The organism is Mesorhizobium sp. P2_D6, from assembly GCF_056404315.1.
The window spans coordinates 202,898-228,097 of record NZ_JBFUEG010000002.1; the positions used below are offsets into that span (position 1 = coordinate 202,898).

At 61.8% G+C, this 25,200-nt stretch carries 29 protein-coding genes; 8 read left to right on the forward strand and 21 right to left on the reverse strand.

From position 1 onward, the window contains the following. Positions 1-76: 76 nt before the first annotated feature. The 3 genes from pth to AC1D1L_RS04100 all read right to left on the reverse strand — a co-directional run bounded on the left by pth (position 77) and on the right by AC1D1L_RS04100 (position 2,158). Positions 77-817: an aminoacyl-tRNA hydrolase gene (pth, locus tag AC1D1L_RS04090; protein ID WP_477339026.1), complete on the reverse strand. Its 741-nt coding sequence runs from the start codon at positions 815-817 to the stop codon at positions 77-79. Positions 818-838: 21 nt separating this feature from the next. After that, positions 839-1,483, reverse strand: coding sequence for a 50S ribosomal protein L25/general stress protein Ctc (locus AC1D1L_RS04095; protein ID WP_023686131.1), 645 nt, complete (start codon positions 1,481-1,483; stop codon positions 839-841). Positions 1,484-1,726: 243 nt separating this feature from the next. Continuing rightward, on the reverse strand, positions 1,727-2,158 hold the full coding sequence (locus AC1D1L_RS04100) for a MarR family winged helix-turn-helix transcriptional regulator (protein WP_477339029.1): 432 nt from the start codon (positions 2,156-2,158) through the stop codon (positions 1,727-1,729). A 152-nt stretch (positions 2,159-2,310) separates the two neighbouring features. On the opposite strand from AC1D1L_RS04100, the gene AC1D1L_RS04105 reads away from it, so the two are divergent. Further along, on the forward strand, positions 2,311-3,153 hold the full coding sequence (locus AC1D1L_RS04105) for an alpha/beta fold hydrolase (RefSeq protein ID WP_477339031.1): 843 nt from the start codon (positions 2,311-2,313) through the stop codon (positions 3,151-3,153). A gap of 77 nt (positions 3,154-3,230) precedes the next feature. Here the strand turns inward: AC1D1L_RS04105 and AC1D1L_RS04110 are convergent, their stop codons facing one another. Both AC1D1L_RS04110 and AC1D1L_RS04115 read right to left on the reverse strand, forming a co-directional pair. Next, positions 3,231-4,145, reverse strand: a complete 915-nt coding sequence (locus AC1D1L_RS04110) for an alpha/beta fold hydrolase (RefSeq protein WP_477339033.1) — start codon at positions 4,143-4,145, stop codon at positions 3,231-3,233. Positions 4,146-4,415: 270 nt separating this feature from the next. Continuing rightward, positions 4,416-5,660, reverse strand: a complete 1,245-nt coding sequence (locus tag AC1D1L_RS04115) for an MFS transporter (RefSeq protein ID WP_352556403.1) — start codon at positions 5,658-5,660, stop codon at positions 4,416-4,418. 181 nt (positions 5,661-5,841) lie between these two features. Here AC1D1L_RS04115 and AC1D1L_RS04120 point away from each other — a divergent pair, with 181 nt between their 5' ends. Then, positions 5,842-6,771, forward strand: coding sequence for an AraC family transcriptional regulator (locus tag AC1D1L_RS04120; protein WP_477339035.1), 930 nt, complete (start codon positions 5,842-5,844; stop codon positions 6,769-6,771). Here AC1D1L_RS04120 and AC1D1L_RS04125 read toward each other — a convergent pair. From AC1D1L_RS04125 to pgeF, 5 genes are all read right to left on the reverse strand, one after another. Continuing rightward, a complete protein-coding gene (locus AC1D1L_RS04125) occupies positions 6,743-7,714 on the reverse strand; it encodes a Bug family tripartite tricarboxylate transporter substrate binding protein (RefSeq protein ID WP_477339037.1) in 972 nt (323 codons plus the stop codon). The two genes, AC1D1L_RS04120 and AC1D1L_RS04125, sit on opposite strands and share 29 nt — an antisense overlap. Positions 7,715-7,824: 110 nt before the next feature. Next, the gene (locus AC1D1L_RS04130; protein WP_142869247.1) at positions 7,825-8,760 is read right to left on the reverse strand and encodes a ribose-phosphate pyrophosphokinase; all 936 of its coding nucleotides are present in this window, start codon (positions 8,758-8,760) and stop codon (positions 7,825-7,827) included. 159 nt (positions 8,761-8,919) lie between these two features. Then, complete coding sequence (locus tag AC1D1L_RS04135) at positions 8,920-9,522, reverse strand: hypothetical protein (RefSeq protein WP_477339039.1); 603 nt, start codon at positions 9,520-9,522, stop codon at positions 8,920-8,922. Positions 9,523-9,576: 54 nt separating this feature from the next. Beyond that, positions 9,577-10,728: a M24 family metallopeptidase gene (locus AC1D1L_RS04140; protein ID WP_142869245.1), complete on the reverse strand. Its 1,152-nt coding sequence runs from the start codon at positions 10,726-10,728 to the stop codon at positions 9,577-9,579. Next, entirely contained in the window at positions 10,728-11,522 is a 795-nt protein-coding gene (pgeF, locus tag AC1D1L_RS04145; RefSeq protein WP_352588480.1) for a peptidoglycan editing factor PgeF, read from the reverse strand. Before pgeF ends, AC1D1L_RS04140 begins: the two co-directional genes overlap by 1 nt. Before the next feature lie 151 nt (positions 11,523-11,673). On the opposite strand from pgeF, the gene AC1D1L_RS04150 reads away from it, so the two are divergent. Further along, positions 11,674-12,573: a hypothetical protein gene (locus AC1D1L_RS04150; protein WP_477339041.1), complete on the forward strand. Its 900-nt coding sequence runs from the start codon at positions 11,674-11,676 to the stop codon at positions 12,571-12,573. Positions 12,574-12,698: 125 nt separating this feature from the next. Here AC1D1L_RS04150 and AC1D1L_RS04155 read toward each other — a convergent pair whose 3' ends face one another. The 3 genes from AC1D1L_RS04155 to AC1D1L_RS04165 all read right to left on the reverse strand — a co-directional run bounded on the left by AC1D1L_RS04155 (position 12,699) and on the right by AC1D1L_RS04165 (position 14,988). Further along, positions 12,699-13,763, reverse strand: coding sequence for a class I SAM-dependent methyltransferase (locus AC1D1L_RS04155; protein ID WP_477339043.1), 1,065 nt, complete (start codon positions 13,761-13,763; stop codon positions 12,699-12,701). Next, a complete protein-coding gene (gene lgt / locus AC1D1L_RS04160; RefSeq protein WP_477339045.1) occupies positions 13,760-14,644 on the reverse strand; it encodes a prolipoprotein diacylglyceryl transferase in 885 nt (294 codons plus the stop codon). The genes AC1D1L_RS04155 and lgt overlap by 4 nt, the downstream gene beginning before the upstream one ends. 104 nt (positions 14,645-14,748) lie before the next feature. After that, positions 14,749-14,988 (reverse strand): BrnA antitoxin family protein, encoded by a 240-nt coding sequence (locus tag AC1D1L_RS04165; protein ID WP_477339047.1) that lies wholly within the window; start codon positions 14,986-14,988, stop codon positions 14,749-14,751. A 177-nt stretch (positions 14,989-15,165) separates the two neighbouring features. Between AC1D1L_RS04165 and AC1D1L_RS04170 the strand changes: the two genes are divergently transcribed. The 3 genes from AC1D1L_RS04170 (at position 15,166) to AC1D1L_RS04180 (ending at position 16,664) form a co-directional block, all read left to right on the forward strand. Next, positions 15,166-15,468, forward strand: coding sequence for an accessory factor UbiK family protein (locus AC1D1L_RS04170; protein WP_477339049.1), 303 nt, complete (start codon positions 15,166-15,168; stop codon positions 15,466-15,468). A gap of 316 nt (positions 15,469-15,784) precedes the next feature. Beyond that, the gene (locus AC1D1L_RS04175; protein WP_112396392.1) at positions 15,785-16,285 is read left to right on the forward strand and encodes a type III secretion system chaperone family protein; all 501 of its coding nucleotides are present in this window, start codon (positions 15,785-15,787) and stop codon (positions 16,283-16,285) included. A 19-nt stretch (positions 16,286-16,304) separates the two neighbouring features. Next, on the forward strand, positions 16,305-16,664 hold the full coding sequence (locus AC1D1L_RS04180; RefSeq protein WP_142869237.1) for a tRNA-binding protein: 360 nt from the start codon (positions 16,305-16,307) through the stop codon (positions 16,662-16,664). Here the strand turns inward: AC1D1L_RS04180 and AC1D1L_RS04185 are convergent. From AC1D1L_RS04185 to AC1D1L_RS04195, 3 genes are all read right to left on the reverse strand, one after another. Beyond that, the gene (locus tag AC1D1L_RS04185; protein WP_477339051.1) at positions 16,661-17,587 is read right to left on the reverse strand and encodes a hypothetical protein; all 927 of its coding nucleotides are present in this window, start codon (positions 17,585-17,587) and stop codon (positions 16,661-16,663) included. The two genes, AC1D1L_RS04180 and AC1D1L_RS04185, sit on opposite strands and share 4 nt — an antisense overlap. 184 nt (positions 17,588-17,771) lie before the next feature. Further along, positions 17,772-18,794 (reverse strand): glycosyltransferase family 4 protein, encoded by a 1,023-nt coding sequence (locus AC1D1L_RS04190; protein ID WP_477339053.1) that lies wholly within the window; start codon positions 18,792-18,794, stop codon positions 17,772-17,774. 275 nt (positions 18,795-19,069) lie between these two features. Further along, positions 19,070-20,485 carry an ATP-binding protein gene (locus AC1D1L_RS04195; RefSeq protein ID WP_477339055.1) on the reverse strand — a complete coding sequence of 472 codons (1,416 nt, stop codon included), beginning with the start codon at positions 20,483-20,485 and terminating at the stop codon, positions 19,070-19,072. Positions 20,486-20,628: 143 nt separating this feature from the next. Here AC1D1L_RS04195 and AC1D1L_RS04200 point away from each other — a divergent pair, with 143 nt between their 5' ends. Beyond that, a complete protein-coding gene (locus AC1D1L_RS04200) occupies positions 20,629-20,925 on the forward strand; it encodes a hypothetical protein (protein ID WP_477339057.1) in 297 nt (98 codons plus the stop codon). A 131-nt stretch (positions 20,926-21,056) separates the two neighbouring features. Further along, positions 21,057-21,596, forward strand: coding sequence for a hypothetical protein (locus tag AC1D1L_RS04205; RefSeq protein WP_477339059.1), 540 nt, complete (start codon positions 21,057-21,059; stop codon positions 21,594-21,596). A gap of 146 nt (positions 21,597-21,742) precedes the next feature. On the opposite strand, the gene AC1D1L_RS04210 is transcribed toward AC1D1L_RS04205, so the two are convergent. From AC1D1L_RS04210 to AC1D1L_RS04230, 5 genes are read right to left on the reverse strand one after another with little or no spacing between them, the layout of a single operon-like run. Next, complete coding sequence (locus AC1D1L_RS04210; RefSeq protein WP_477339061.1) at positions 21,743-22,336, reverse strand: hypothetical protein; 594 nt, start codon at positions 22,334-22,336, stop codon at positions 21,743-21,745. Next, positions 22,333-22,932 carry a L,D-transpeptidase gene (locus AC1D1L_RS04215; RefSeq protein WP_477339063.1) on the reverse strand — a complete coding sequence of 200 codons (600 nt, stop codon included), beginning with the start codon at positions 22,930-22,932 and terminating at the stop codon, positions 22,333-22,335. The genes AC1D1L_RS04210 and AC1D1L_RS04215 overlap by 4 nt, the downstream gene beginning before the upstream one ends. Then, positions 22,916-24,079, reverse strand: coding sequence for a CpaE/TadZ family protein (locus AC1D1L_RS04220; protein ID WP_477339746.1), 1,164 nt, complete (start codon positions 24,077-24,079; stop codon positions 22,916-22,918). Before AC1D1L_RS04220 ends, AC1D1L_RS04215 begins: the two co-directional genes overlap by 17 nt. Then, positions 24,076-24,711, reverse strand: coding sequence for a TadE/TadG family type IV pilus assembly protein (locus AC1D1L_RS04225; RefSeq protein WP_477339065.1), 636 nt, complete (start codon positions 24,709-24,711; stop codon positions 24,076-24,078). The genes AC1D1L_RS04220 and AC1D1L_RS04225 overlap by 4 nt, the downstream gene beginning before the upstream one ends. Continuing rightward, on the reverse strand, positions 24,705-25,196 hold the full coding sequence (locus AC1D1L_RS04230) for a TadE/TadG family type IV pilus assembly protein (protein WP_477339067.1): 492 nt from the start codon (positions 25,194-25,196) through the stop codon (positions 24,705-24,707). Before AC1D1L_RS04230 ends, AC1D1L_RS04225 begins: the two co-directional genes overlap by 7 nt. Between the last annotated feature and the right edge of the window lie 4 nt (positions 25,197-25,200).

Consider the following 25,200-nt stretch of genomic DNA (forward strand, 5'->3'; position numbering starts at 1 on the left):
AAATAGAAATTTGATGAGGGCTATGGGCGATAGGGGTGAGGAACGTCAAGCCCTGCGGTCCGGATCCTATCGAGGCTCAGTCTTTCTTGCCGAACAGTTTCTTCAGCATAGCGGCCATCGGTCCGCTTTCCGGCAGCTTGGCCGGCGCCTGCTGCGGTCGTGCCTGGCGGATGTGGCTCTGGGCTTTCGGGCCTTGCGCCTTCGGCGCCTTGGGCGGCGGGCGGTCGTCATCGCCGGTCGGCGTTAGCTTGTCGCGCAAGGCCAGCGTCACCCGGTTCATGAATGAATTGTCGTCGCCCTTGGCCAGCAGCCCGGCATCGTCGGCTATGGTGTCGAGCAGCACGTTCAGCCATTCGCGGTCGGCCTTGGCGAAGTCGCCGAGCACATGGCCCTGCACCATTTCCCTGACGCCGGGATGGCCGACACCGATGCGTACGCGGCGATAATTCTTGCCGATGTGCTGGTCGAGCGAGCGGATGCCGTTATGGCCGCCGGCGCCGCCGGCGACCTTGACCCGCAATTTGCCGGCCGGCAGGTCGATCTCGTCGTAAAAGACCGTCAGCGCCTCGGGGCCGAGCTTGTAGAAGCGCAAGGCTTCGCCAACCGGCTGTCCCGACAGGTTCATGAAGGTCTGTGGTTTGATCAAGAGGATCTTTTCGCCGGCAATCGTGCCTTCGGCGATCAGGCCCTGGAACTTCTTCGACCAGGGCGAAAAGGAATGGCGGCGGGCAATTGCGTCCGCCGCCATGAAGCCGACATTGTGCCGGTTATCAGCGTATTTCGCGCCCGGATTGCCGAGGCCTGCAAAGACAAGCATCGTGCGCTCCGGACCCGAAAATTACTTCTCTTCGGCAGCAGGGGCCGCCGCTTCGGGGGCTGCCGCTTCCGCCGTCTCTTCCGTCTCCGGCTTCATCGCCGAGGAGCCGGCGATGGTCGCGATGGTGAAGTCGCGATCGGAGATCACCGGCTTGACGCCGGCCGGCAGGGTCACCGCCGAGATGTGGATCGAATCGCCAATGTCGGCGCCGGTGAGATCGACGGTGATGAATTCCGGGATCGCATTGGCCGGGCAGTGGAACTCGACTTCGTGACGCACGATGTTGAGCACGCCGCCGCGCTTGATGCCGGGCGACTTGTCTTCATTGATGAAGTGGACAGGCACGTCGACATTGACCTCGGTGTCCTTGCCGATGCGCAGGAAGTCGACATGGACCGGGAAATCCTTGACCGGGTCGAGTTGGAAATCCTTGGGCAGAACCTGGATTTTCTTGCCGTCGACATCGATCGTGGCGATCGTGGTCAAAAACCCGCCGCCATGGATTTTGTAGAAGACGTCCTTGTAGTTCAGCGCGATAGCCAGGGGAGGCTGTCTGTCGCCGTAAATGACTGCAGGCACTTTACCGTTGCGGCGAACTGCACGGGCGGACCCCTTACCGACCTGTTCGCGCGCTTCGGCCTTGAGCTCGTAAGTATCGTGGCTCATGGCATTTCCTTTCGCGTGTTATGGAGCGTTTGCGGCGGGCAACGTGCCTGGACCGTAAACGTCGAAAGCCGCCATGCCTGGATATCCCAGAGAACGCAGCCGCTTTGACACGGAGCTTTGTTCGGGATCACCGGGGGAAGGCAGCCTTCCGCCGCGTTGCCTCCAAGGGTGTCTACGCGGGTGGCGGCTCTATAGCGGAAGGCGGGAAAGGGTGCAAGCCATAGCCGGCAAGGGCGGCCATAGCTATGTCCGGTCTCCATTCAACGTGTCGCGCAGAGCCTGAATTTGCCGGTTCAGGGCATCCAGCTCAGCCAGCGTCATGCCCGAGCGCTCGATCAGGGTTTCGTTCAGACAGTTGCACTGGACGAGCAGGGCGCGGCCGGCAGGGGTCAGGTCGACCTGCACCTGGCGCTCGTCGGTCTGGCTGCGCTGACGGGTGACCAGGCCCGCCTGTTCCATGCGCTTCACCAATGGCGTGATGGTGCTCGATTCCAGGGCAAGCCTGTGCGCGATGCTGCCCACCGACATGCCGTCGGCCTCGGCAAGCGCGTTGAGCACGAGGTACTGCGGATAGGTGATCCCCATCTCGTCCAGCATCGGCTTGTAGGTGCGGTTGATCGCCATGCTGGTGGCGTAGAGCGTGAAACAGAGCTGGTTGTCCAAAGGGAGAGGCACGATATATTCCTTTGCCGACTGAGCGTTTCAGATATGTACCACGAAAAATTATATCGCGATACATATTTTCTGTAGACAAGGCTTTCGAACTGCGCTAGTCATATTGTTATCGCGATATTGATTATCGCGAAAGATAATCAATGGAGATTGAGATGACCAAGCCCGGCAGCGGCACGATCACCACCAAGGACGGAACCGAGATTTTCTACAAGGATTGGGGAACCGGCCAGCCCATCGTCTTCCATCATGGCTGGCCGCTGAGCAGCGACGACTGGGACGCCCAGATGCTATTCTTCCTGGAGAAAGGCTACCGCGTCATTGCCCATGACCGGCGCGGCCATGGCCGCTCGACCCAGACCGATACCGGCAACGAGATGGACACCTATGCCGCCGACGTCGCGGAACTTGTGGCGCATCTCGACCTCAAGGGCGCCGTCCATATCGGCCATTCCACAGGCGGCGGTGAAGTGGCCCGCTATGTCGCGAAGTATGGTTCAGGCGGTCGCGTCGCCAAGGCGGCGCTGCTCGGCGCCGTGCCGCCGATCATGCTGAAGACGGCGGCAAATCCCGGCGGCCTGCCGATCGAGGTGTTTGACGGCTTTCGCGCCGCCCAGGCCGCCAACCGCGCCCAGTTCTTCCACGACGTTGCGGCCGGTCCGTTCTACGGCTTCAATCGTCCCGGCGCCAACGTCTCGCAGGCGGTCGTCGAGAATTGGTGGCGCCAGGGCATGATGGGCGGCACCAAGGCGCACTACGATTGCATCAAGGCCTTCTCGGAAACCGACTTTACCGACGATCTGAAGGCCATCGACGTGCCGGTGCTGGTCATGCATGGCGACGACGATCAGATCGTTCCGATCGCGGACTCGGCGCTGCTGTCGGTCAAGCTGCTCAAAAAGGGCGAGCTCAAGGTCTACAAGGGCTTCCCGCATGGCATGGCGACCACCCACGCCGATGTCATCAACGCCGACCTCCTGGCCTTCATCAAGGCCTAGTATTGTCCACTTGGGGTAGGCAAGGCACCCGCCGTGAGGCGGGTGCCTTCATGCTTTGATCGAAATGTCCGCGGGGCCTATTTGGCGAGAAAACCCGTGATCAGCTTGACGGTGGCGTCGGGATTTTCCTCCATGATCCAGTGACCGGAGGCGGGCACGATGCCACCGGTGACATCGGTCGCAACAAGCCGCAGTGTATCGGCCTGCGTGGTGCCGGCAGATTTTTCCCCACCAACTGCCAGCACCGGCATGGTCAGTTTACCGCCAGCGGCGAGCATCGCCTGGTTGTCGATCGCGTCCTGGTCAAAGGCCTTGAACTGCTCGAAGGCGTCATGCATCGCATGCGGGCGGGCATAGAGTTTGGCGTAGTGCCTGCGCGTTGCCTCGTCGATCTTCTTCGGGTCGGCCGAAAGCTCATTGTAGAAGCGGTCGAGATAGATGCGCTCGCGACCCGCGACCAGCCGCTCCATATCCGGGCCGCGGAAGTTGAAGTGCCAAAGCAGCGGGCTTTGCTTGATCTTTTCCCAGTCGCCGATGCCGGGCAGCGGCGCATCGATGATGACCCATTTGGTGATGCGCTTGGGATATTGCGCGGCAAGCGCGTAGCCGACCATGTTGCCGATGTCGTGCGTGACCAGGTCGGCCTTGTCGATCTTCAGCGCGTCCAACATGCCGGCGATGTCGACGGCCTGGTTCTTCTTGGTGTAGCCGGCGTCCGGGTGAGCGGACAGACCCATGCCGCGCAAATCCGGCACGATGACGGTATGGTCCTTCGCAAGTGCCACCGCAGCGGCGCCCCACATGTCTCCGGTATCGGCAAAGCCGTGCAGCAGCACGACCGCGGGACCTTTCCCGCCGACGCGCACATAGAGTTTGGTGCCGTTGGTTTCGACGGACTGCGTCTTGAAACCCGAAGGAAAGGGAACGATGCGTGCCATAGCCGGCACGGTAACAAAAAGCACACCCAACACAGCCAATACGATCTTGCGCATATCATTCTCCAGAGACGTTGAGGATCTGTGGCAGCGTCGCCCCGCGCACACGTTTCGAACACTAACAGGCTTTTCACCCGGCGCATGGGAAAGAATCAGTAAGGGCGCGGCAGCTGCCACGCCCTTATGTCGAGTCCTGGAGATCGGTGTCTTAGAGCGTTTCACCGTTTCACGGCGAACCGCTCTATCTCTTTGTTTTTACGCAATTCCCAAGGGAAAGCGCTGCGCGCTTTTCCCGGGAAAACTGATCACACTTTTCCTGGAATTGCTCTAGCTGGCGGTGGCCTGCGCCTTCCTGGCTTCCTTCATGTTGGGCAGGAACACCGTCAGCAGGCCGAGCAGCGGCAGATACGAGCAGACCTGGAAGACGAAATCGATGCCCTTCATGTCGGCAACGACGCCGAGCACGGCGGCCGCGATGCCGCCCATACCGAAGGCGAAGCCGAAGAAGATGCCGGCGATCGTGCCGACGCGCCCCGGCACCAGTTCCTGCGCGAAGACGACGATGTTGGAGAAGGCCGAGGACAGGATCAGGCCGATCAGCACCGTCAGCACCATCGTCCATTCGAAATTGGCGTAGGGCAGCGCCAGCGTGAAGGGCAGCACGCCGACGATCGAGAACCAGATCATCGCCTTCTGGCCATAGCGGTCGCCGAACGGGCCGCCGAGCAGGATGCCCAGCGCCGAGGCGCCGAGGAACAGGAACAACATGACCTGGCTCATCTGCACCGACACGCCGAACTTATGGATGGAATAGAAGGTGTAGTAGCTGGAGAGCGAGGCGATGTAGGCGTTCTTGGTCAGCACCAGCAGCGTCAGCACCGCCAGCGCTCCCATGACCTTTTTACGCGGGAAGGGCGAGACGAAGCTTGCCGCCTTGCGGCTGCCCTGCGCGGCGCGCATCCGGCTGTACCAGCCGCCGACCCGCGACAGAACGATGATGCCGATCAGCGAGCCAACGGCGAACCAGGAGATGCTGGTCTGGCCGAAGGGCACGACGATGAAGGCGGCGAGCAGCGGCCCCATCGACTGGCCGAAATTGCCGCCGACCTGGAACAGCGATTGCGCCAGACCAAAGCGGCCGCCCGATGCGAAACGGGCAATGCGCGAGGATTCCGGATGGAAGATCGCCGAGCCGATGCCGATCAGCGAGGCGCCAACCAGAAGCAGCGCATAGTGGCCGGCATAGGCGAGCACGATCAGACCGATCAGCGAGGACGCCATGCCATAGGGCAGTGAATAGGGCATTGGCCGCTTGTCGGTGATCATGCCGATGATCGGCTGCAGCAGCGACGCCGTGACCTGGAAGGTGAAGGTCAAAAGACCGATTTGCCAGAAATCGAGACCGTAATTCTCTTTCAGCAGCGGATAGATCGCCGGCAGCAGCGACTGCATGATGTCGTTGATGCCGTGGCAAAAGCTCACCGCCAGGATGACGGTGAAGGCGGTTGCCTGGACTGAAGGGAGGCTGGCGCTCGGCTGCGGCGCAATGCTGGCGGCTGTCGTATCGGTCAAGGCAGGCTCCGAGGTCTTTTTGGCGGGCGTTTGCCCGCAGGCAGGCTTGGCGGACGCATCTTGCGGACCGTCTTAAGGACGCTCGTCTGAAGCGCCTTGGGGGACGACTGCCTTATAAGCCGCTTGCGAGGCGACTTCTTTCGTGGTTTGGTCCAATAGTTTCGCAAGTGGGCCATAGCCAATGCCACATGGCAGGGACGTCTTCCGCGCCGGCAATGCCGATCTCGGCCGATTGCACGAAAGCCGCTGGCAATGGCTCGAGGAAGTTTCCGGGCCGGCGGTGGCTTTGCCGACCGAATATCCCGACGGTTATCATGTGCCGCAACACCGCCACAGCCGCAGCCAGTTGTTGCATGCGCTGGTCGGTGTCGTGCTGGTGACGACTCGGTACGGGCGCTGGATGGTGCCGCCCGACCACGCAATGTGGATACCGGCCGGCACCGAGCATTCCGTCGAAATGCTGGGTGATGTTTCGATGCGCTCCGTCTATGTCATGCCGGGCGCGATCCCCGGGCTGCCGGAAGGTTTGCGCGTCGTCGGCGTTACCGAACTTATGCACAGCCTGATCGTCGAATCAGAAAAGCTACCGCAAGGCGGCGAACTGGAAGGACGCGGCGGGCTGATCATGAACCTGCTGTTGCATGAAATCCCGATCTTGCCGGAACGGCCGCTCGGGCTGCCGTTCCCGTCCGATCCCAGGCTGGCAGCGCTCTGCCGGCGCTTTGTCGCCGCACCGTCTCCGCATGCCACGATCGACGAGTGGGCCGATGCCGCCGGGATGAGCCGGCGCTCTTTCACCCGCGCCTTCCACCGCCAGACCGGGCTTTCCTTGTCGACATGGCGCCAACAGGCCTGCCTGTTTGCAGCACTGCCCAGGCTCGCTGACGGCGAGCCGATCACCAGGGTGGCGCTCGACCTCGGCTATGACAGCGTGCCGGCCTTCATCACCATGTTCAAGCGCATGCTCGGCGCCTCGCCGCGCGGCTATATGCGCGGCGCGCGCGACAGTGGCGAAGCCGTGCGGCGAGCCCCGCCTCGGCTTGAGGCCCCGGCAACCCTGAGGGGCACCGGAGCGGACGCCGCTAGTCCATCTGGACGCCGCTGGCCTTGACGATCGGCTCCCATTTGGCGAGCTCGGCTTTCACATGCGCTCCAAGCTCCTCCGGGGTGGAGGCCACGATCGAGGCGCTGAACTGGGCCATGCGGGCAATCACGTCTGGATCTTTCAGGGATTCAACTGCCGCTTTCTGAATCACGGCAATCACTTCCGGCGGCGTGCCCGCGGGTGCGAACAAAGCATTCCAGCTGTAGGTTTCATAGCCGGGAATGGTTTCGGCAATGGCCGGTATGTCGGGGAAGGAGGGGACGCGCTCCTTGGTGGTAACGCCGAGCGCTCTCAGCGTCCCGCTCTTGATATGACCCGACGAGGACGGAAGGTTGTCGAACATCATCGGCACCTGATTGCCAATGACGTCGTTCAAGGCCGGTCCGGCGCCCTTGTAGGGAATGTGCTGCATGCTGACGCCGGCCATCGTCTTGAAAAGCTCGCCGGAGAGATGCAGCGGGGTGCCATTGCCCGAGGAGGCGTAGGCGTATTTGTCCGGGTCCTTCTTCAGCATCTCGATCAGTTCCTTGACGTCCTTGGCGGGGAACGTAGGGTTCACGACCAGGACGTTCGGCACCAGGACAAGCAGCGATATCGGCGCAAAATCCTTCTCCGCATCGTAGGGCTTTGTCTTCAGGATAAGAGGGTTGAGCGCGTGTGTCGCAACCGTGCCCATGAGGATTGTGTAGCCGTCCGGTTCGGCCCGGGCGACCTGGGCAGCACCAATGCTGCCGCCGGCGCCGCCGACATTTTCGACGACAATCTGCTGGCCGAGTTTTTCGGACATCTTGTTGGCGACGAGGCGCGCGACCAGATCCGTCGAGCCGCCAGCGGAAAAGGGAACAACCATTGTGATGGTCCGATCCGGGAAATCCGCGGCCCAGGCCGCCGGCGCCGAAAAGGCGGCCGCGATGGAAACCGCAAGCCCGAGCAAAGTCCTTCGCCGCATCTGCTACTCCTCCATTGTTTGGAGGAGCAGTATGCCATGCCAAGCGCGTCAGGAGAAACGTCTGGTTCCCGCAACAGTGCAGATTACGGGCCGCTAATGTGTGCGTCCGCTTAGTCGAACAGGCTCGACACGGACTCTTCGGTTGCCGTGCGCGAGATCGCCTCGCCCATCAGGTCGGCGATGGAGATGACGCGGATGTTCGGCGCGTCGAGCACGCCCTGCGTCGGCTGGATGGAATCGGTGATCACCAGTTCCTGCAGCTTCGAGCCGGCGATACGAGCCACCGCGCCGCCAGACAGCACGCCATGGGTGATGTAGGCAGTGACGCTGGTGGCGCCGTTGGCGAGCAGAGCATCGGCGGCGTTGCACAGCGTGCCGCCGGAATCGACGATGTCGTCGATCAACAGGCAATCCTTTCCGGCAACGGCGCCGATGATGTTCATCACTTCGGATTCACCGGGGCGTTCGCGGCGCTTGTCGACGATGGCCAGTTGGGCGTCGAAACGCTTGGCCAGCGCACGGGCGCGCACCACGCCACCGATATCGGGCGAGACGACGACGACATTGGCAAGCTGCTTGTATTTCGCCTTCACGTCGCGTGCCATCACCGGCACCGAGAACAGATTGTCGGTCGGAATGTCGAAAAAACCCTGGATCTGGCCGGCATGGAGATCGAGCGTCAAAACGCGGTCGACACCGGCGCGGGTGATCATGTTGGCGACCAGCTTGGCCGAAATGGGCGTACGGCCCGAGGCGCGGCGATCCTGCCTGGCGTAGCCGAAATAGGGGATGACCGCGGTAATGCGCTTGGCCGAGGAGCGCATGAAGGCATCGATCATGATGAGCAGTTCCATCAGATGATCGTTGGTCGGAAACGAGGTCGACTGCAGGATGAAGACATCCTCGCCGCGCACGTTTTCCTGGATTTCGACGAAGATTTCCTGATCGGCGAAGCGTCTGACGCTGGCCTTTCCCAGCGGGACGTTGAGATAGCGGGCGACCGCTTCGGCCAGCACCCGGTTGGAATTGCCCGCGAAAAGCTTCATGCACCGTTCCTGGCGAAGGATGGAGAGGCGCGACAGACTCTCGAAAGCCTCTTAACCGGGCTTTTAGCGAGCCGTGCCGGTATTGCAAGCCTCGTCAACCGGATTCCGCCGGCTAATCTCAAAAACGTCAACGCGTGACGAATGGCGGTACCAGGCGGATCAGCCGGCGCTGCTGCCGAGCCAGGCCGCGAACTGGTCGATCGTCTGGTCGGCGATTGCCTGCATGGTAGCGGGGGCGACGGCGGGCCAGCCTTCGGCGCCACTGACTGAGGCCGCCTTCTGCTGGCCGTTGATGCGGTGCAGCCGGTTGCCGGCGGGGTCATAGACGTCCCAGACATAGATGACGGTGGTGTCCTTGCCTTCCGTCATGGTCGAGAAGTAGCCCTTCAGCACATGGGTGGCTGTCTGATCGGTGCTGCCGGCAAGGGTGATGCCGCGCTGCCTGGCGCGGGTCTGGAGTTCGGCTGTCAGCGGCGTTGCCGCTTCCACCGAGGCGCCGACGATCGGTGCGATCTGCAGCCGCGTCTTCGACAGGGCGGCGGCGCTCTGCGCGGGATTGGCGGGTGTTGTGGCGCCGACGGCCGGCGGCGAGGGCGTGCCAGCTGGCGCGGTGCCTGGGGTTGCCGACGGAGGCTGGGCCGGTTGGGCAGAGGCTGCCGGCGGCGTGATGGCGGACGGTTCGAGGACGTCCTTGGCGTTGGTGCAACCGGCCAGCACAAGCGCTGCGAGCAATGACACGGTCGTCACACGCGATCGTCTCATCTGCCCGAAACTCCTTAGCCGTGAACGCGCCCGCGTGGACCAGCCATTATGGATTCACTGTACGATCAAGTCGAGATCATGGCGCGAAAGCGGCTTCGGCTGGGATTCGGTGGTCAGGTAGGTGCGGCCAAGCGTCATTGCCGTCTCGGTTTCGGAGTCCATGATGATCATGTGCGCGAACAGCGTCATGTTGGGCGCGATCGGCTCGGGATTGCCCTGGTAGAACATCGGCATGTCCATCCAGGACGGGGTGAAGCGAGCCCCGACCGAGTAGCCGCAGGCGTTGAGCCGGTGCTTGGTCAAATTATGCGCTTCCAGCGTGCGGGCATGGGCGTCGAAGACGTCGCCGAAGGTGTTGCCCGGCGTCATCGCCTTCTCGACCGCCAGCAGGGCGGCGCGGGCGGCGTCGAACAGCTCCTGATGGCGCTTCGACACCTTGCCGGTCAGCACGGTGCGCATCATCGGGGCGTGATAGTGGTGGAAGACGCCGGCCCATTCGAGCGTCAGCTGGTCGTTCTTGGTCAGTTTGCGGCGCCCGGCCTTGTAACGGCAGAGCAGTGCGTCGACGCCCGAGCCGATGATGAATTCATTGGCCGGATAGTCGCCGCCGCCGGCAAAGACCGCGCCCTGCATGGCGGCAAGGATCAAGGCTTCGTCGCCTCCCTGCTTGATCAGCGGCAGGGCCGCGTCGAGCGCGTCGTCGGACAGGTTGGCGGCCTTTTCGGCTTTGGCGATTTCGGCCGGGCTCTTGAACAGGCGCAGACGACCGACAATGCCGGAGGCGTCGGCGATCTGGCCGAAGGTCTGCAACTGCTCGTCGACGCGGCGGCCATTGAAGGCGGTCAGGCCATGGGTGTCGTATTCGACGCCGATGCGGGCGCCGAGCAGATTGAGGTCGTTGAGCAGGTTGCGCAGGTCGATCGCCGGGTTGGCGCCGTCGCGGTCGGTCCAAAGGACGATCTTGTCGATGATCGAGGTGTGGCGCGCCTGGCGCAGATCGGCCGACCGGGTCAAAAGCACCATCGAGCCATCGGCCTTTACCACCAGGCACTGGAAGAAGCAGAAGCCAAACGTGTCGTAGCCGGTCAGCCAGTACATGCTCTCCTGGGCGAAGAGCAGCACTGCGTCGAGCTTCTTCTCGGTCATCTCGATCATCAGCCGGTCACGCCGGGCGTCAAACTCCGAGCGTTCGAAATGCAGCGCCATTATTCATTCTCCAAAACAATTGCCGAAACCTGCCGACCGTAGTCCGGTTCCTTGCGATGCGTGGTGCGCCGGTAGGAATAGAAGAGATCCTCCTCGGCATAAGTACAGCGGCCAAGCCCCTCGGCGATCACGCCAGCCTTTTTCAGCCGGTCGACCGTATAGAGGTTGAGGTCGAACATCGCATGCCCCGGATTGGCCGAAGGGATGAAATAGCTGATGTTTTCGGCATCGGCTTCGACAAAACGGGCGACGAATTCCGGCCCGACTTCGTAGTTTTCAGGGCCGATGGAAGGACCGAGAACAGCAACGATGCGCTCTCGGCGGGCGCCGAGGCTTTCCATCGCCGCAATGGTGTTTTCAAGCACGCCGGTGAAAGCGCCCTTCCAGCCGGCATGCGCCGCGCCGATGACGCGCGCCTCTGCATCGGCAAACAGCACCGGGCCGCAATCGGCTGTCGAGGCGCCGATGGCGATGCCCGGCCGGTCGGTGACGACGGCGTCGGCCTTGGGCCGTGGACCGGGGAAGGGTTCGTTCACGATGACGACGTCGGGCGAGTGAACCTGATGCGCAGTCAAGAGATGGCTGGCCGGCACGCCCATCCAGGCAGCGACGCGGCGGCGGTTCTCGGCGACCAGCGTCTGGTCGTCATCCGAGCCGGTGCCGATGTTGAGCCCTTGGTAGATGCCGCTGGAGACACCGCCGATACGGGTGAAGTAGCCATGGCGGATGCCTCGCGGCTTCGCCGCTTCCAGCAGCGGCGAGCGAACAGGATCCGGTTTGGTCTGATTCAGCATGGATGGGTTTGTTGTCCGCGCCAGCGCTTTCGTCAAGGCGAAGTTCGGCCAAGCCAATGCGGCAGCCATGCCGCATTGGCTCCGAGTTGGCGAAAAGCGGGCATTCGACTATAGGCAATGGCCAGACAATTTCCGGGGCGGGCGAAAGTGCATGGGCTGGAATCCAGTCAAAAGCCTGATCCGACAGATCCACCGAAATCGCCAGGTGCGCAAGGCGAAGGATTTTCGCAACGCGCTGGTGAAAGGCTATTTCCGCTCACGCAATGCGGCGTCGGGAGCGGAATTCGCCGAAGGTCTGCGGCGAACCGGCGCCCGGCATTTTTGCTTCTCCATCGCCTACAACACGCCCTGGGTCATCGATGCGCTGACCAAGGCATGGCTGACCTATTCGAGCGGGATGACCCTGGTGGTCATCGACAATTCGTCCAAGCCCGCGGCGCGGCAGGCGATCGAGGCCATCTGCCAGCGGCGCGGCATTGCTTATTTCGGCTTGCCGCGAAATCCCGAATGGAATCCGAACCGGTCGCATGGCATTTCGATGAACTGGGTTTTTCATAACATCGTGCGCCCGCTGCGGCCCGACCTGTTCGGCTTTCTCGACCATGACTGCTTTCCGGTGGTTGCCCTCGATATAGCCACGCGCATGGCGGGCACGGACGCCTACGGCACCAAATACCCCGCCAAAAGAGGCCATGAAGGTTGGTATTTCTGGGCGGGGCTTTGCTTCTTTCGCTTTTCCGTCGTCGAGGACCTTGAGCTCGATTTCACGCCGCGCTTCGACACCGGGCTCGATACTGGCGGCGGCAACTGGCCGATGCTGCGCGACAGGCTGGACGACAGCAATATCGTCAATGCCGAGAAGACCACGATCAGCCTGAAGCTCGGCGGCATCGAGGCCGACCATCGCATGATGGACAACAGCTTCTTTCATGTCGGCGGCGCTTCGTATCGCGGCCTGATCAGCACGCGCCACTATCGCCGGCTGATGTGCGATCATGTCTGGGAGACCTATCTTGGCGGTGTGGCGGAGCGGCTTGTAAACGACCTCTAGTGCGTTTCACCGTTTCACGGAAACGGCGAACCGCTCTATCTCTTTGTGTTGACGCAATTCCCAAGGGAAAGCGCTACGCGCTTTTCCCGGAAAAACCGCTCACACTTTTCCTGGAATTGCTCTTGTCAGCCTGGCTGGTGGGGCAGGATTTTAAGAACCTTGAACAGCGTGCCCATGGCGTCGGGGCCGGCCAGGCGCTCGACGGCGTCGGTAATGGTTTGTTTTGCCTCGTCGCTTGCCTGGCTACCCAGCAGGCCGGCCCGTTCGAGCAAACCCATGGAAAGCAGGAAGTCGCCCTGCGTGGTCAATTCCACATCGAGGCCAAGCGCCCGCACGACAGCGGCCAGCGCTGCGAAGTCGACATGGGCGGTGAGATCGGCTTCACCAGGATTGGCCAGCACGTCTTCGGGAGCGTGCTTGCGCACGGCCTGCAACGTGTCGCCGAAACCGGGCTGGAGATGGCCGTAGTCAGGGAATAGCCCGGCGCCGCCGTGGCCGGCTATGTATTCGGCAATGGCCGCCATCAGCGCCGCGCGGGCCGGTGCTACTTCGAAAATAGAACCTTGCGGCGCCTCGGCGGCATTGTCCGGCAGCAGCGTCGCGTCGACCGAGCCGGCGCCGGCGAAGAAGCTCAGTTCATCTGACACATCCAGGCCGATCATCCGTTCGCGCCATCCGGCGTCGGCGCGAATGAACTGGCGGATCGGCACCGCGTCGAACAATTCGTTGCCGACGATCAGCAGCGGCGCCTGCGGCAGCGTGGCGATGGTTTCGTGCCAGCCGACCTCAGCTGAACTGTCGGCAAGCGTCTGCTTTTGGATTTCAGCCAGGCGCGGGCTGGTCTCGATCAGGGCGAAGGACGCACCGGCTGCGAGTGTGGGATCCAGCCGCGCCAGGGTACGCAGTATGTCCTTCATCAGCGTGCCGCGGCCGGGGCCGATTTCGGCGATGGTGACCGGCAGCGGCCGGCCGATCGCCGACCAGGCCTGATACAGCCAGACGGCGACGAGTTCGCCGAACATCTGGCTGATCTCCGGCGCGGTGACGAAGTCGCCCTCGGCGCCGAACGGCTCGCGCGTCGTGTAGTAGCCATCGCTGGGATCGAACAGGCAGAGCGCCATGTACTCGTTGACGGGAAGGGGGCCTAGCGCACCGATCAGGTCGACAATGCGGGTTTTCAGCCGTGTCATGCCGGCTGTGGCTGCGGCACCGGCCTGGCGGTGGCCATCGCCCAGATGCCGGCGAGCACCATCGGCAGCGACAGCACCATGCCCATGGTGAGCCAGCCGCCGAGGAGGTAGCCAAGTTGCTGGTCGGGCTCGCGGAAGAACTCGACGAAGATGCGCGACAGGCCGTAACCGCAGATGAAGGCGCCGCCGACGAAGCGCGGTGTCTTCAGCTTCAGCCGCGAATGGGTAAGGAACCGCAGGACCAGGAACAGCACCAGGCCCTCGAGCAAGGCCTCGTAGAGCTGGCTCGGATGGCGCGGTTCGAGGCCAGCGACGCAGCCCGCCACCGTCTGCTGGAGGCGCTCGTTGCAAAAGACGACGCCCCACGACACATCGGTCACGCGACCCCACAGTTCCGCGTTGACGAAGTTGGCAATGCGGACGAGACCGAGACCGACCGGCACGCCGGCCGCCACGACATCGAACAGCGACCAGGTGCGGATGCCGCGCTTGATGGAAAACAGCGTCATGGCGAGGATGACGCCGAGCAAACCGCCATGGAACGACATGCCGCCCTGCCAGACGGCGAAGATGTCGAGCGGGTGGTCGATGTAGCGCTTGAGGTCGTAGAACAGCACGTAGCCGGTGCGCCCGCCAAGCACCACGCCGACGGCGGCCCAGACGATGAAATCGTCGAGGTCGATGGGTTTCATCGGCAAGACGCCGTCAGGCCACAGCCTGGTGTTGGTGACGAGCCGCTTGGCATACCACCAGGCAAACAGGATGCCGACGATGTAGCCAATGCCGTACCAATGCACCGCCAGCGGGCCGATCTGGACCAGGATCGGGTCAATGTTGGGGAAAGGCAGCGACGCCATCGGCAGCAGGAAATAGTCGTTCAACAGGGTCTCCCAGAAGGGCTCGCGTTCGGGCGCGGACCATGCGGCAGGGTTTTGGCGGGGTCAAGGCAAGGTGGTGATTGCCCTATTCGCCACAGATGGCGAGTTCAACCCTGAGGCTTGCCGGCGACCAATTGCCTGAGGGCGTCGTTGATCCTGTCCTGCCAGCCGGGACCATCTTCCTGGAAATGATCCAGTACGGCCCGGTCGATCCTGATCGAAACGAGCTCCCTGACGTTTGGTGCGGTCGAAGGTTCGCGAATTGGTGGCGCCGGTTTTTTGATCGGCTTGAAGGCTGCTTCTGCGGCTTCCATCGGATTTATCGGTCGGCGCGGGGGTGATGCCATTGGTTGATCCTTGATCAGAGCGACTTGACGCAGGTCGACTTGAAAGCACTACAATAGGCGACGTCGCGCCATCACGTACAGGGCTGGGCAGCCGAGGTGCGATGCCGCAGCCATCGCAACGTTCTTGCATTCCGCACACGGCGCCATTACCTCAATTCGACCAAGCGAGGATTTGCCATGTCGACCGGACCGAACCGCATTCTCGATGAATTCGCCAAGCTGATGACCGATGCCGCGGGTGCCGCGCAAGGCGTGCGCCGCGAGGTCGAGACTGCCTTCAAGGGCCAAGCCGAGCGCCTCCTCAACACCATGGATGTGGTGCAGCGCGAAGAGTTCGAGGCTGCCCGCGACATGGCCGCCAAGGCCCGGGAAGAAAACACAAAGCTGGCCGCGCGCATCGATGCGCTCGAGGCCAGGCTTGCCGAATTGACCGGTCAGGCCGCACCTGCGGCGGCGGCAAAGCCCAAAGCAAAAAAATAATCTTTAAACTTTTCCACAAAGCGCAATCCGAAAAAGTGCTTTGCCGTGAATCGTTTACCGGCGATGCATGAATCTTTGTGACAGTGCCTTTCCACATGCGGATGACGCAGTGCGAAAAATTAGGCTGTTCACGCGACTCCCGATCAATAGACTGAATTTGTTGCATGATTCGGAGCAGGGTCATGCGGCCGGGCGGTGGGGTCCGGTCCGGGGTCTTTGTGTCGTGAAGTCCTGGCCGTCCGAGTTCTAGGCAAGATTGTTCGTCGTGTGTGCCCCGCGGAGCGTGTGGCGCTCCCCTGAACACAGGAAGCATTCCATGGAACTTCTCGAACTCGAATTCTCCCGCGAAATCCATCCGGTGGATGTCATCGAGCAGGTGGCCCATAACAACGACTGGGCCTTTGAGCGGGCCGGCGATGACGAAATCTCGATCTCGGTCGCCGGCAGCTGGACGGACTATCATGTCTCCTTCTCGTGGATGGAGGATTTCGAGGCGCTGCATCTGGCCTGCGCGTTCGACATCAAGGTGCCGGAAGCCCGTGCGTTGGAAGTGATGCGGCTTCTGTCGCTGATCAACGAGCAGATGCTGTTTGGCCATTTCGATCTCTGGGAGCAGGAGGGCGCGATCATGTTTCGCCAGTCGCTGCTGCTCGCCGGCGGGGTCGAACCGTCGAGCCAGCAGGTCGAGGTGCTTTTGTCGTCGGCGCTGGAAGCCTGTGAATGTTATTTTCAGGCCTTCCAGTTCGTTGTCTGGTCGGGAACCTCGGCCAAGGATGCGCTGGCCGGCGTCCTGTTCGAGACCTACGGTAACGCCTGATCGTCGCTAAGAAAAGAAGATGAGTTCGAGCAGCGCGCGCAAGCCCGAGATCAGCTTTGCCGATTTCGATCGTGTCGACATCCGTGCCGGCACCATCGTCGAGGCTGAGCCTTTCCCCGAGGCGCGCAAGCCCGCGTTCAAGCTGAAGATCGATTTCGGCCCCGATATTGGCGTGAAGAAATCCTCGGCGCAGATCACCAAATATTATGCGCCGGGAACGCTGATCGGCCGGCAGGTGTTTGCGGTGGTGAATTTCCCGCCGCGCCAGATCGGTCCGTTCATGTCCGAAGTGCTGACGCTCGGCTTTCCCGACGAAGAGGGCGCCGTGGTGCTCGGCGCCATCGAGCGCAAGGTGCCGGACGGCGGGCGGCTGTTCTAGGACTGGCGAAGAGGTTGGGGCCGGAATGCGCCGAGAATGGTTCCGACCGTTGCGGCCGAGAGCACAAGATGCAGGACGTCGAACGGCAAGGCGAGGCCGAAATGCATCAGCATGAGGTTCAAGAAGGAAGGCGGCGCGGCATCAGCGGGAATCAGGATCAAGCCTGCGGCCAGGATCAGCCCATATTTGAGTATGGCAACGATCGCGAGAACGATGAACATTATGGCGACGAAACGTAGGCGATTGCCGTCGAGCGCACGCCAGCACCCGATTGGGTCAAACGACCCCGTCCACAGAAAATCGCCGACAAAGAGATATGTCCAGACAAGGACAACACCACCCGCGAACGCGTTGGCGACTCCCATCGCCGACGTCCAAGGCGCGATGTCCTCGGGTCTGAGCGGCAAGTCATGTGTGGCCAGCAGGCCGGCTACAAGCAGTCTGTGCTCGCCGGCGACCGCAAAGCCGCAAAGAAGCTGAATGGTCGCCAGAAGCAACGCAGCCAAAAGAATCCGCTGGCCGAGCTCAAAGCGCATGCCCGGGATAGCGAAGGGTTTAACACCTTCAATGCCTCGCCGAATAACGACACGGCCGTGCTCGGGCGCGTTTGCCATGCGGTCCAGAACAAACGCAAAGACCATCGCCGAGAACGGAGCGGCAACAATCGCGGAAAGCCAAGTCCTGGGGTCAAAGCCGCGCGATAGAAGCCAGGCGGGCGCCTGCTCCGGATCGGCAAAAAGAATAAGAGCAAGCACCGTCAGACAGATCGTCGTCAGAAAGCAGGGAAACCAGGCAGCCAAGAACAGTGGCCAGGCATTCGCACGGCAATAGTCGAACACCCGCGCAACGGTTTTGCTGATGCGCACGACGCGACGCTTCGGCAATAAAGCAGGCAACTCGTCCAGCGTTGAAATCGGCGTCAATCCCACAGGGAACTACACACGCAGAATAATGCACCGCAAGAAACCGCCGCACAAGCTCTCGCAAGGAGCGAGTGGGCGCCATTGAAGAGGCCACGCAACTGCCACCGATCGGCATCGCCGAGGCTGATGCACCATTCCCGGCTCGACCTGACCTGGAACTCGTTACATCCTGCGCGCTGGTGTATCAGGCGGCAAGCTTCCGCTTGGTGCCAAGCGCCTCTTCGACCGTGTCCATGAACATTTCGGCGCAGGCTTTCCAGCTGTAACGCATGGCGCGTTCGCGCGCCTCGGCGCGGTCGACGTTTAGCGCGGCGAGCGCGGCCTCGCGCAGATCGATCGACACCGCCCCGCCGATGCCGTCGCCGACGATGTCGATCGGCCCGGTGACCGGATAGGCGGCGACCGGCGTGCCGCTGGCCAGCGCCTCGATGATGACGTTGCCGAACGTGTCGGTGCGGCTCGGGAAAACGAAGACATCGGCAGAGGCGTAGATTTCCGCCAGTTCGTCGTTCGGACGGTGGCCAAGGAAATGGGCCTGCGGGTACTTCGCCTTGAGCTTGGCCAGTTCCGGCCCCTCGCCGACGATGACCTTGCTGCCGGGGAGATCGAGATCGAGGAAGGCGCCCAGGTTCTTTTCAATGGCGACACGGCCGACGCACAGGAACACCGGGCCGGGAAAGCCGAGGTCCTTCTTCTTGTCCGGGCGGAAATGGTCGGTGTCGACGCCGCGCGTCCACGGCCTGAGCTTGTTGAAGCCGCGCGCGGCGAGATCGTCGGCCAGCGACTGTGTGGCAACCAGCGTGCCTTGTCCGGAATTGTGGAAATCGCGCAGCCAGCGGTAGGCCCAGCTCTCCGGCACCGGCAGGCGGGCGCTGAGATATTCGGGAAAGCGGGTGTGATAGCTGGTGGTGAAAGGACGGCCGGCGTTGCGGCAATAGCGCCGCGCCATGATGCCGAGCGGTCCCTCGGTGACGATGTGGATGTGGTCGGCCTTGCGCTGATCGATCAACCGCGCGACGTTGCCGGGCGTGGTCAGTGCCAGCCGGATGTCGGGATAGGTCGGCAAGGGCAAGGTGCGAAAGATGTTCGGGGTCAGGAAGTCGACCTCGACATCAAAGGATTTCAGCGTTTCGGTAAGCCGCTCCAGCGTATGGACGACGCCGTTGACTTGAGGGCGCCAGGCGTCGGTGACCATCAGGATGCGCATGGCGGTCCTTTGCTCGGATCGACGGATGCCTTGATGCGATGGCGGAACGGCACCCACACGGCGGCCCTCGCTTCGCTCCAGCGCACCCGGGCGGGCACGATTTCGAAGTGAGGCGGCTGAGCCGAATCAACTGAGGTCGCGCGCTTCATGCGCGCTCTTGACCATGATTTCATGACGGGCGGATGAAGGCGGTTTTTGGCTGAGCATCATCTCTGGACAAACGGTTTCCCGTTTGTTCGAGGAAACCGGTTCCCATTTTTCGGGATCATGCCTCGTCAGGCAGGAACCTTGATCACCGCCCGCAGGCCGCCGAGCGGGCTGTCGTCCAGCGTGATGTCGCCGCCATGGCTGCGGGCGATGTCGCGGGCGATGGAGAGGCCAAGACCGGTGCCGCTGGCGTCGAGGTTGCGAGCTTCATCAAGCCGCAAGAACGGCTTGAACACGTCCTCGCGCTTTTCGGGCGGGATGCCCGGACCGTCGTCGTCGATGGTGACGACAAGCGAACCACGGCCGTGATTGGCGCTGATCTCCACGGTCTTGGCATAGCGCAAGGCATTGCCGGCGACATTGGACAACAGCCGGGCGAAAGCGTGCGGGCGCACATGCACGTCCGGGTCACCGGCGAGCACCGTCGACAGCTTGCGCTTGTGCAGCGACGCCTCCTCGCCGAGCTTCTGGAAATAGGCCTCGAGATCGAAATGGCCGGCATCTTCCGACGCTTCGCCGCGGGCAAAGGCGATATAACCTTCCAGCATCGACTGCATGTCGTCGATGTCCTGGTTGAGCGCCGCCTTGGTCTCGGGCTTGCCGCCGGCAAGCGCCAGCTGCAGCTTGAAGCGAGTGAGGATGGTTCTGAGATCGTGGCTGACGCCGGTCAGCATGGCGGTGCGCTGTTCCAGCTGCCGTTCGATGCGCTCGCGCATCTGGATGAAGGCAAAGCCGGCGCGGCGAACCTCCTCGGCGCCACGGGGGCGAAAATCGCGCGGCATCGGCCGGCCCTTGCCGAAGCTTTCGGCGGCCTCGGCCAGCATCAGGATCGGCCGGATCTGGTTGCGCAGGAAGGGGATGGCGATCGTCAAAAGCACCAGCGAGGTGCCGACCATCCAGATCAGGAAGATGTGGGTGTTGGAGGCATAGGCCTGGCTGCGGCGCACGAAGACGCGCAGCACCTTGCCTTCAAGCTGGATGCGTACCTCGATGATGTTGGAGTTGCCGACGGTGTCGATCCAGAACGGGCGGTTGATCTGGCGGGTGATCTCGGTGGAAAGGACGTCGTCCAGGATCGAGAAGAATGGCTTGGGACCTGGCGCCGGCAGCGGGTCAGGCGGCAAGAGGTCGACCTTCAGCTGCATGCGGTCCTGCGCGATGCGGATGATGTTGGCGTAGTCGCCGTCGTGCGGATAGGTCTCGATCATGTCGATGATGGCGGCGATGTCGCGCACGGTGGCCTGCGACAGGCGCTGCGTCACGGTTGCCCAGTGTCGTTCCATGAAGTCAAAGGCGACGACCGATTGCAGAAGGATCATCGGCGCGATGACGATGATGAGCGAGCGGGCATAGAGCCGCTTCGGCATATAGAGAGCGACCAGGCGCCAGAACCGGTTCCAGGCGCGCGGCATGGCTTTCAGCGCGCGTAATATGCGCGTGCCGAAGCCGCCCTGTTCCGGCCGTTCCAGTTGCGTGGTCGCCATGTGTCCTTCCGCTGGTCGCTCGTCGATGGCACTCGTCTATGGCCAAACGGCGACCGTCGGTGGCATTCTATTCCACGCCGAGCCGTTCTGGAACAGCCGTGGCATGGCGGCCGACGACCAGCAGGCACGGAATCGCAAGTCTCGTGATCAAGGGTTCACCGGCGCGTTGCGTTGGAACCACTTCGCGGATCGAGCGTTACGAGCGGATGATCAGACAATTTGCCTACGCCCTTATCTTCGTCCAGGTATCCATGGCGGCCGCGCTGGCTACACAGGTATTCCTATCGACCGCTGAGGAAGCCCGGAGCTCAGAACTCTCGCTGGCGCCGGCGCCAGGCGAAGAGGGATGCGCCAAGGCGATGTGGCCCAATATTCCGGAACGATGTCTGCAACGGGTCGAGCCGAAGGTGGTGACGCTCGTGCTCAGCCAAAACAACTGATGACGAATGGCTCTTTCTGATATGCAGGCTGCCATTCGCAACTGGCCGCGCTGCCGCAGGACCACCAACGCTCCGTTAAGCCTCGCTCAATCTATGCAATCTATCTTGAATGCCAGATTGTCGAGGGTGACATGAAGCGCAAGTCGGTAATGCTCTTTGCCTTCCCAGCTCTGATCCTGCTGATCCTGGCAGGGGAGCGCATGGCGGCCTTCTTGCTGGGGGCTTATCCGGCCAGTCCCACAATGTGGTGGATCTGGCTTGAACTAAGGCCGCTGTCGACGATGTTCTGGCAACAGATCGATCTCTATCTGGGAGCGTCGATGGTCGTTGATGCCTCCATCCTGGCAGCCGCGTCGATCGTTTGCTGGACGGCGTGCCGCACAAGAAAGTCGGCTGCCTTCTTCTTCCTTGCAAATCACGTCGCCCTGCTTTTTGCCGGGTTGATGATCGCCGCCACCAGCCATTCCGAAACGGCGAGCACGATCGCCTCGTTCACGGTACCCGGGGGCCTTCCCTTCTCACTAATGGTCGATTTCACCTTGAAGAACAGCCTTGTGCTGTTTCTGGGTCTGACAGCATGCGCCTACTGTCACGTTGCCTTCCTAAGCGAAACCCGAAAGCGGTCCGAAGCGCTGGCCGCGCGGCTTGTTGCTCTGCAGCGAGATTACTAGGGCAGCTCCATTTTTTCCTGCGCTAGCGCGTTTCACCTTTTCACGGAAACAGCGAACCGGCCTATCTCTTTGTTTTGATGCAGTTCCTCGGGGAAGCGCTACGCGCTTTTCCCGGGAAAAGCGCGTCACACTTTTCCTGGAACTGCCTAGTTGATCTTTCTGTAGTAAACCTTGCCGTCGGCCTGTTCTATGCGCTGGTAGTTTGGGCTTGGGGCAGGCGCCGTAGCGACGATCCTCTTTTTCGGAGCACGCGGCGCATCGACCACGCTGGGGTCGGTCGCGTCTTCACCATCGATAACGGTGGGTGCCTCCGCCACGGCGTTGGCTGCGACCATCGAAGGTTCCGCTGCGCTCGACATGACGTCGTCACGGGCAAGGGGCTGGTTCTGTTCCAGCCGGGCTATGCTCCTGTTGATCTCACCGAAGCTGCTCTGCAGTTGACTGTCGAGTTTTTCAAATCGGCTCTGAAAACCGTTGTTGACCGTGTCCAGCCGGCCCCCGATTCGTTGTTCGAAGGTTCCGAGTTGTTCCAGGCGCCCTTCCAGAAAGCGCATATCGCTGATGCCGCGGTAGAGATAAACGGCGGCTATTATGTTCACCAGGGTGATCAGGGACGTGCCGATAATGACTGCGCCGATAATGCTTTTGTCGCTCGGTTTCCCAGCGACAGCCTGCTCTTCAACGCGGGTTGCTGTCCCAATCTCGATTGCCGGCATGTCCGGTTCGCTGATCATCGTCATTGAACCACCACCTTTGCGCCGATCGCGACGCGTTTGAAGAGATCGATCACATCGGTGTTGGTAAGGCGAAAACACCCCGATGTTCCGTCGAAGCCAACCCCTGACGGATCGTTGGTTCCGTGTATCCGATAGAGCGTGTCACGCCCGTCCCGAAGCAGGTAGAGCGCCCGGGCGCCGAGTGGATTGTAGGGACCGGCAGGTACCATTTGCGGCAGCTCCGGCTGGCGGGCGCGCATTTCCCGGGGTGGGCGCCATTCCGGCCATTCGGTCTTCGCCCCCACCTTGACGACCCCGGTCCAGCCAAATCCGTCGCGACCGACGCTGATCTGATAGCGAAGCGCCTGGCCTTGTCGGGTCACCAGATAAAGCGCTTTCTCGCCCTTGCGGATAACGATCGTTCCGGGTTGTTCCGTGGTCTCGAAGGCGACAGTCTTGCGCAGGCTGGGGCCCATTGCCGGCAGCGGCGGCCGATCCGCAAGTGCCGATCGCGCGCTGGCGAAGTCCTGAACCGACATTGCCAGCGCCATGGCCATGACGCAGGCCAATCCCGGGCCAACCCGATTCCTACCTGGCCGATACCTATTTGGCAGCGTCATCAAGCCGCTCTTTGAACATCCGCTTCAAGTCTTTGTTGAAGCGCGCACGCCCATCCACCTCGGCAGGCAGGATAGCACGGTTCAACGCATCGGCCAGAAGCGCATTGTCCAGCGCGACCGATTTGATGTGCGGCGCCTTGAAAATCTTTTCGAGTTCGCTGCGCGAAAAGTGGTTCCCGAACCATTTGCGCTTGTGCTTGTTGGCGACCAGCGTGATGCTTACCGCATTGCCACGCAACTCGCGGATCTTCTTGTAGAGCCGCTTGCCTTGCCGCAGCGAGGCGACGTTGAGTTCGAAGACGATGAAGATCTCATCGCTCGTCGACAGCACGGAATTGTGCCAGCGCGTCTCGATGTTCGGCAGGTCGATGACGATGTCGTCGAACCGGTAGGCGACGAGGTCCAGCAGACGAAACACGAAATCGGCGCCCTGCGGCTCGAAAGGCAATTGCGGCCTCTCGAAGGAATAGAGCGTCAGCCCGGACGGACGCGAGAGCTTGATGACATCCATCAGCTCAACGTCGAGCCTCTCCGGCTGGCCGATGATGCCACTAAGGTCGAACTGGTTGAACTGGTTGAGATAGGCGCCGCAATTGGCGCTCTGGAAATCGAGGTCGACCAGACAGGTGGACGTCGCCCGCTCTGTCGATTTCGACGCCAGGTGTTCCGCCGCGGACAGAGCCAGCGTCGTCGCGCCGGCGCCGCCGCTGGCGCCGATGAAGGTGATGATGCGGCTTTTGGTTCCCTGGTTGCCGGTGTCGTGGAAGGTCACTGCGTTCAGCAGTTCCTTGCCATCGAGCGGCTTGTGCAGCCAGTCCGAAGCGTTCATGCGCACCAGCACGCGCGTCTGCTCCGACGACAGTTCGTCGGAGACCGCGATCAGCGGCACGGCCGCCCAAAGGGCGCGCGCTTCGACGATGTCGGGCCTGCCGAGCAGCTCGCCATTGCCGAGGTCGAGGATGACGATGCCAGGGCGCGTATCCGCGGGCGGACCCCTAAGGAAGTCGCCGGTCTCGGAAACCCTGACGTCGTAGATCGCCAGCGCATCGAGCCGCGTCGTCACTTCGCGCTTGAAATTCGCATCCGACGAGAACAGCGCCACCTGCTTTCGCTTGGTCGGTGTAACCTTGGTGTTGATGGCGTTCATGGTGTCCACGTGCTCTTCATGTCTTCGCCCGTAACCGTGCTCAGCATGGAGGGCATGGTGATGTTTCCGAATCCGAGCAGTCCGGCCAGGAAGAAAAACTGAAAGGGATGATCGGTGATGCTGACCGTGATGGTCGGCACCGGGCCACTGGGGCGCGTCCAATAGCCGAGGCCGGAGGCGGTGTATTCGATCCGCACTTCTGACTTTTCCAGCATCGGCAGGAAGTCATGCATTCCGGCACGGTTGGTGGTGCCGTCATAGATCGCGTCGAACGAGTCCTGGCTCGCGTTCTCGGGCTTGCACAAGCCTCCTCCGATACTGCAGCAAGCGACGCCTGCTGTGCTTGCAGTGCAGACATAGTCATACGTGCCGGCCGGCACCGCGGTTCCGACTTTGGTCACATCGGCCTGCGTTATCGTCTCAGATGGGAGGCCGAGTGCTACAGGGCCAGAAATTTGCGCCAGTCTTGCGCCGGCTTGCACAGCTTTGTTTCCAGAGTTCCATTGGTAAAAGGCATAGCCGAAATCGACGAAGCCGAGGAGAAGCGTCAATAGCAATGGCAGAGCGATGGCCATTTCGACCATAGCGGTGCCCGACTGCTCGGCGCAAAACCTTTGGTTTCCCATCACCATCCGATGACTCGTTCTTGATGGGAGACACTGAGGGTAAGAGTACCAAAGCCAAGATACGACAAGAAGCCGACGTCCGGGTAAGAATAGGATGTACTGACGTCTACGACATCGACCGTGCTCTTGTTGCTAAGATAAATCTGGGTGCCCGTGGATACATCGGTCGCATCAAAGGATGTTTTGTCAATGTCAACTGTTTCTGGAAGCCATCCATCCACTCTGGCACTGCCGCTAGAGACCGCCCCATTGGCAGCAAGGTTTTGCGCGCGCGCCACGCAAGTGTCCCAGTCGCTACTGCATCGCGCCATATAGCGAGCTGCATCCTCGACGCCTGCTGCAAGGAGCAGGCGCGTGTTCAGAATGTTGGAGAACTCAAACACACCGGCCGACAACAGCAAGACGAGTGGTACGGTGATCGCGACTTCCACCAAGGCGGCGCCCCTTTCGTCGCCCTGGAACCGCCGGATGATTTGGCCAAGCTTGGTCATGTCG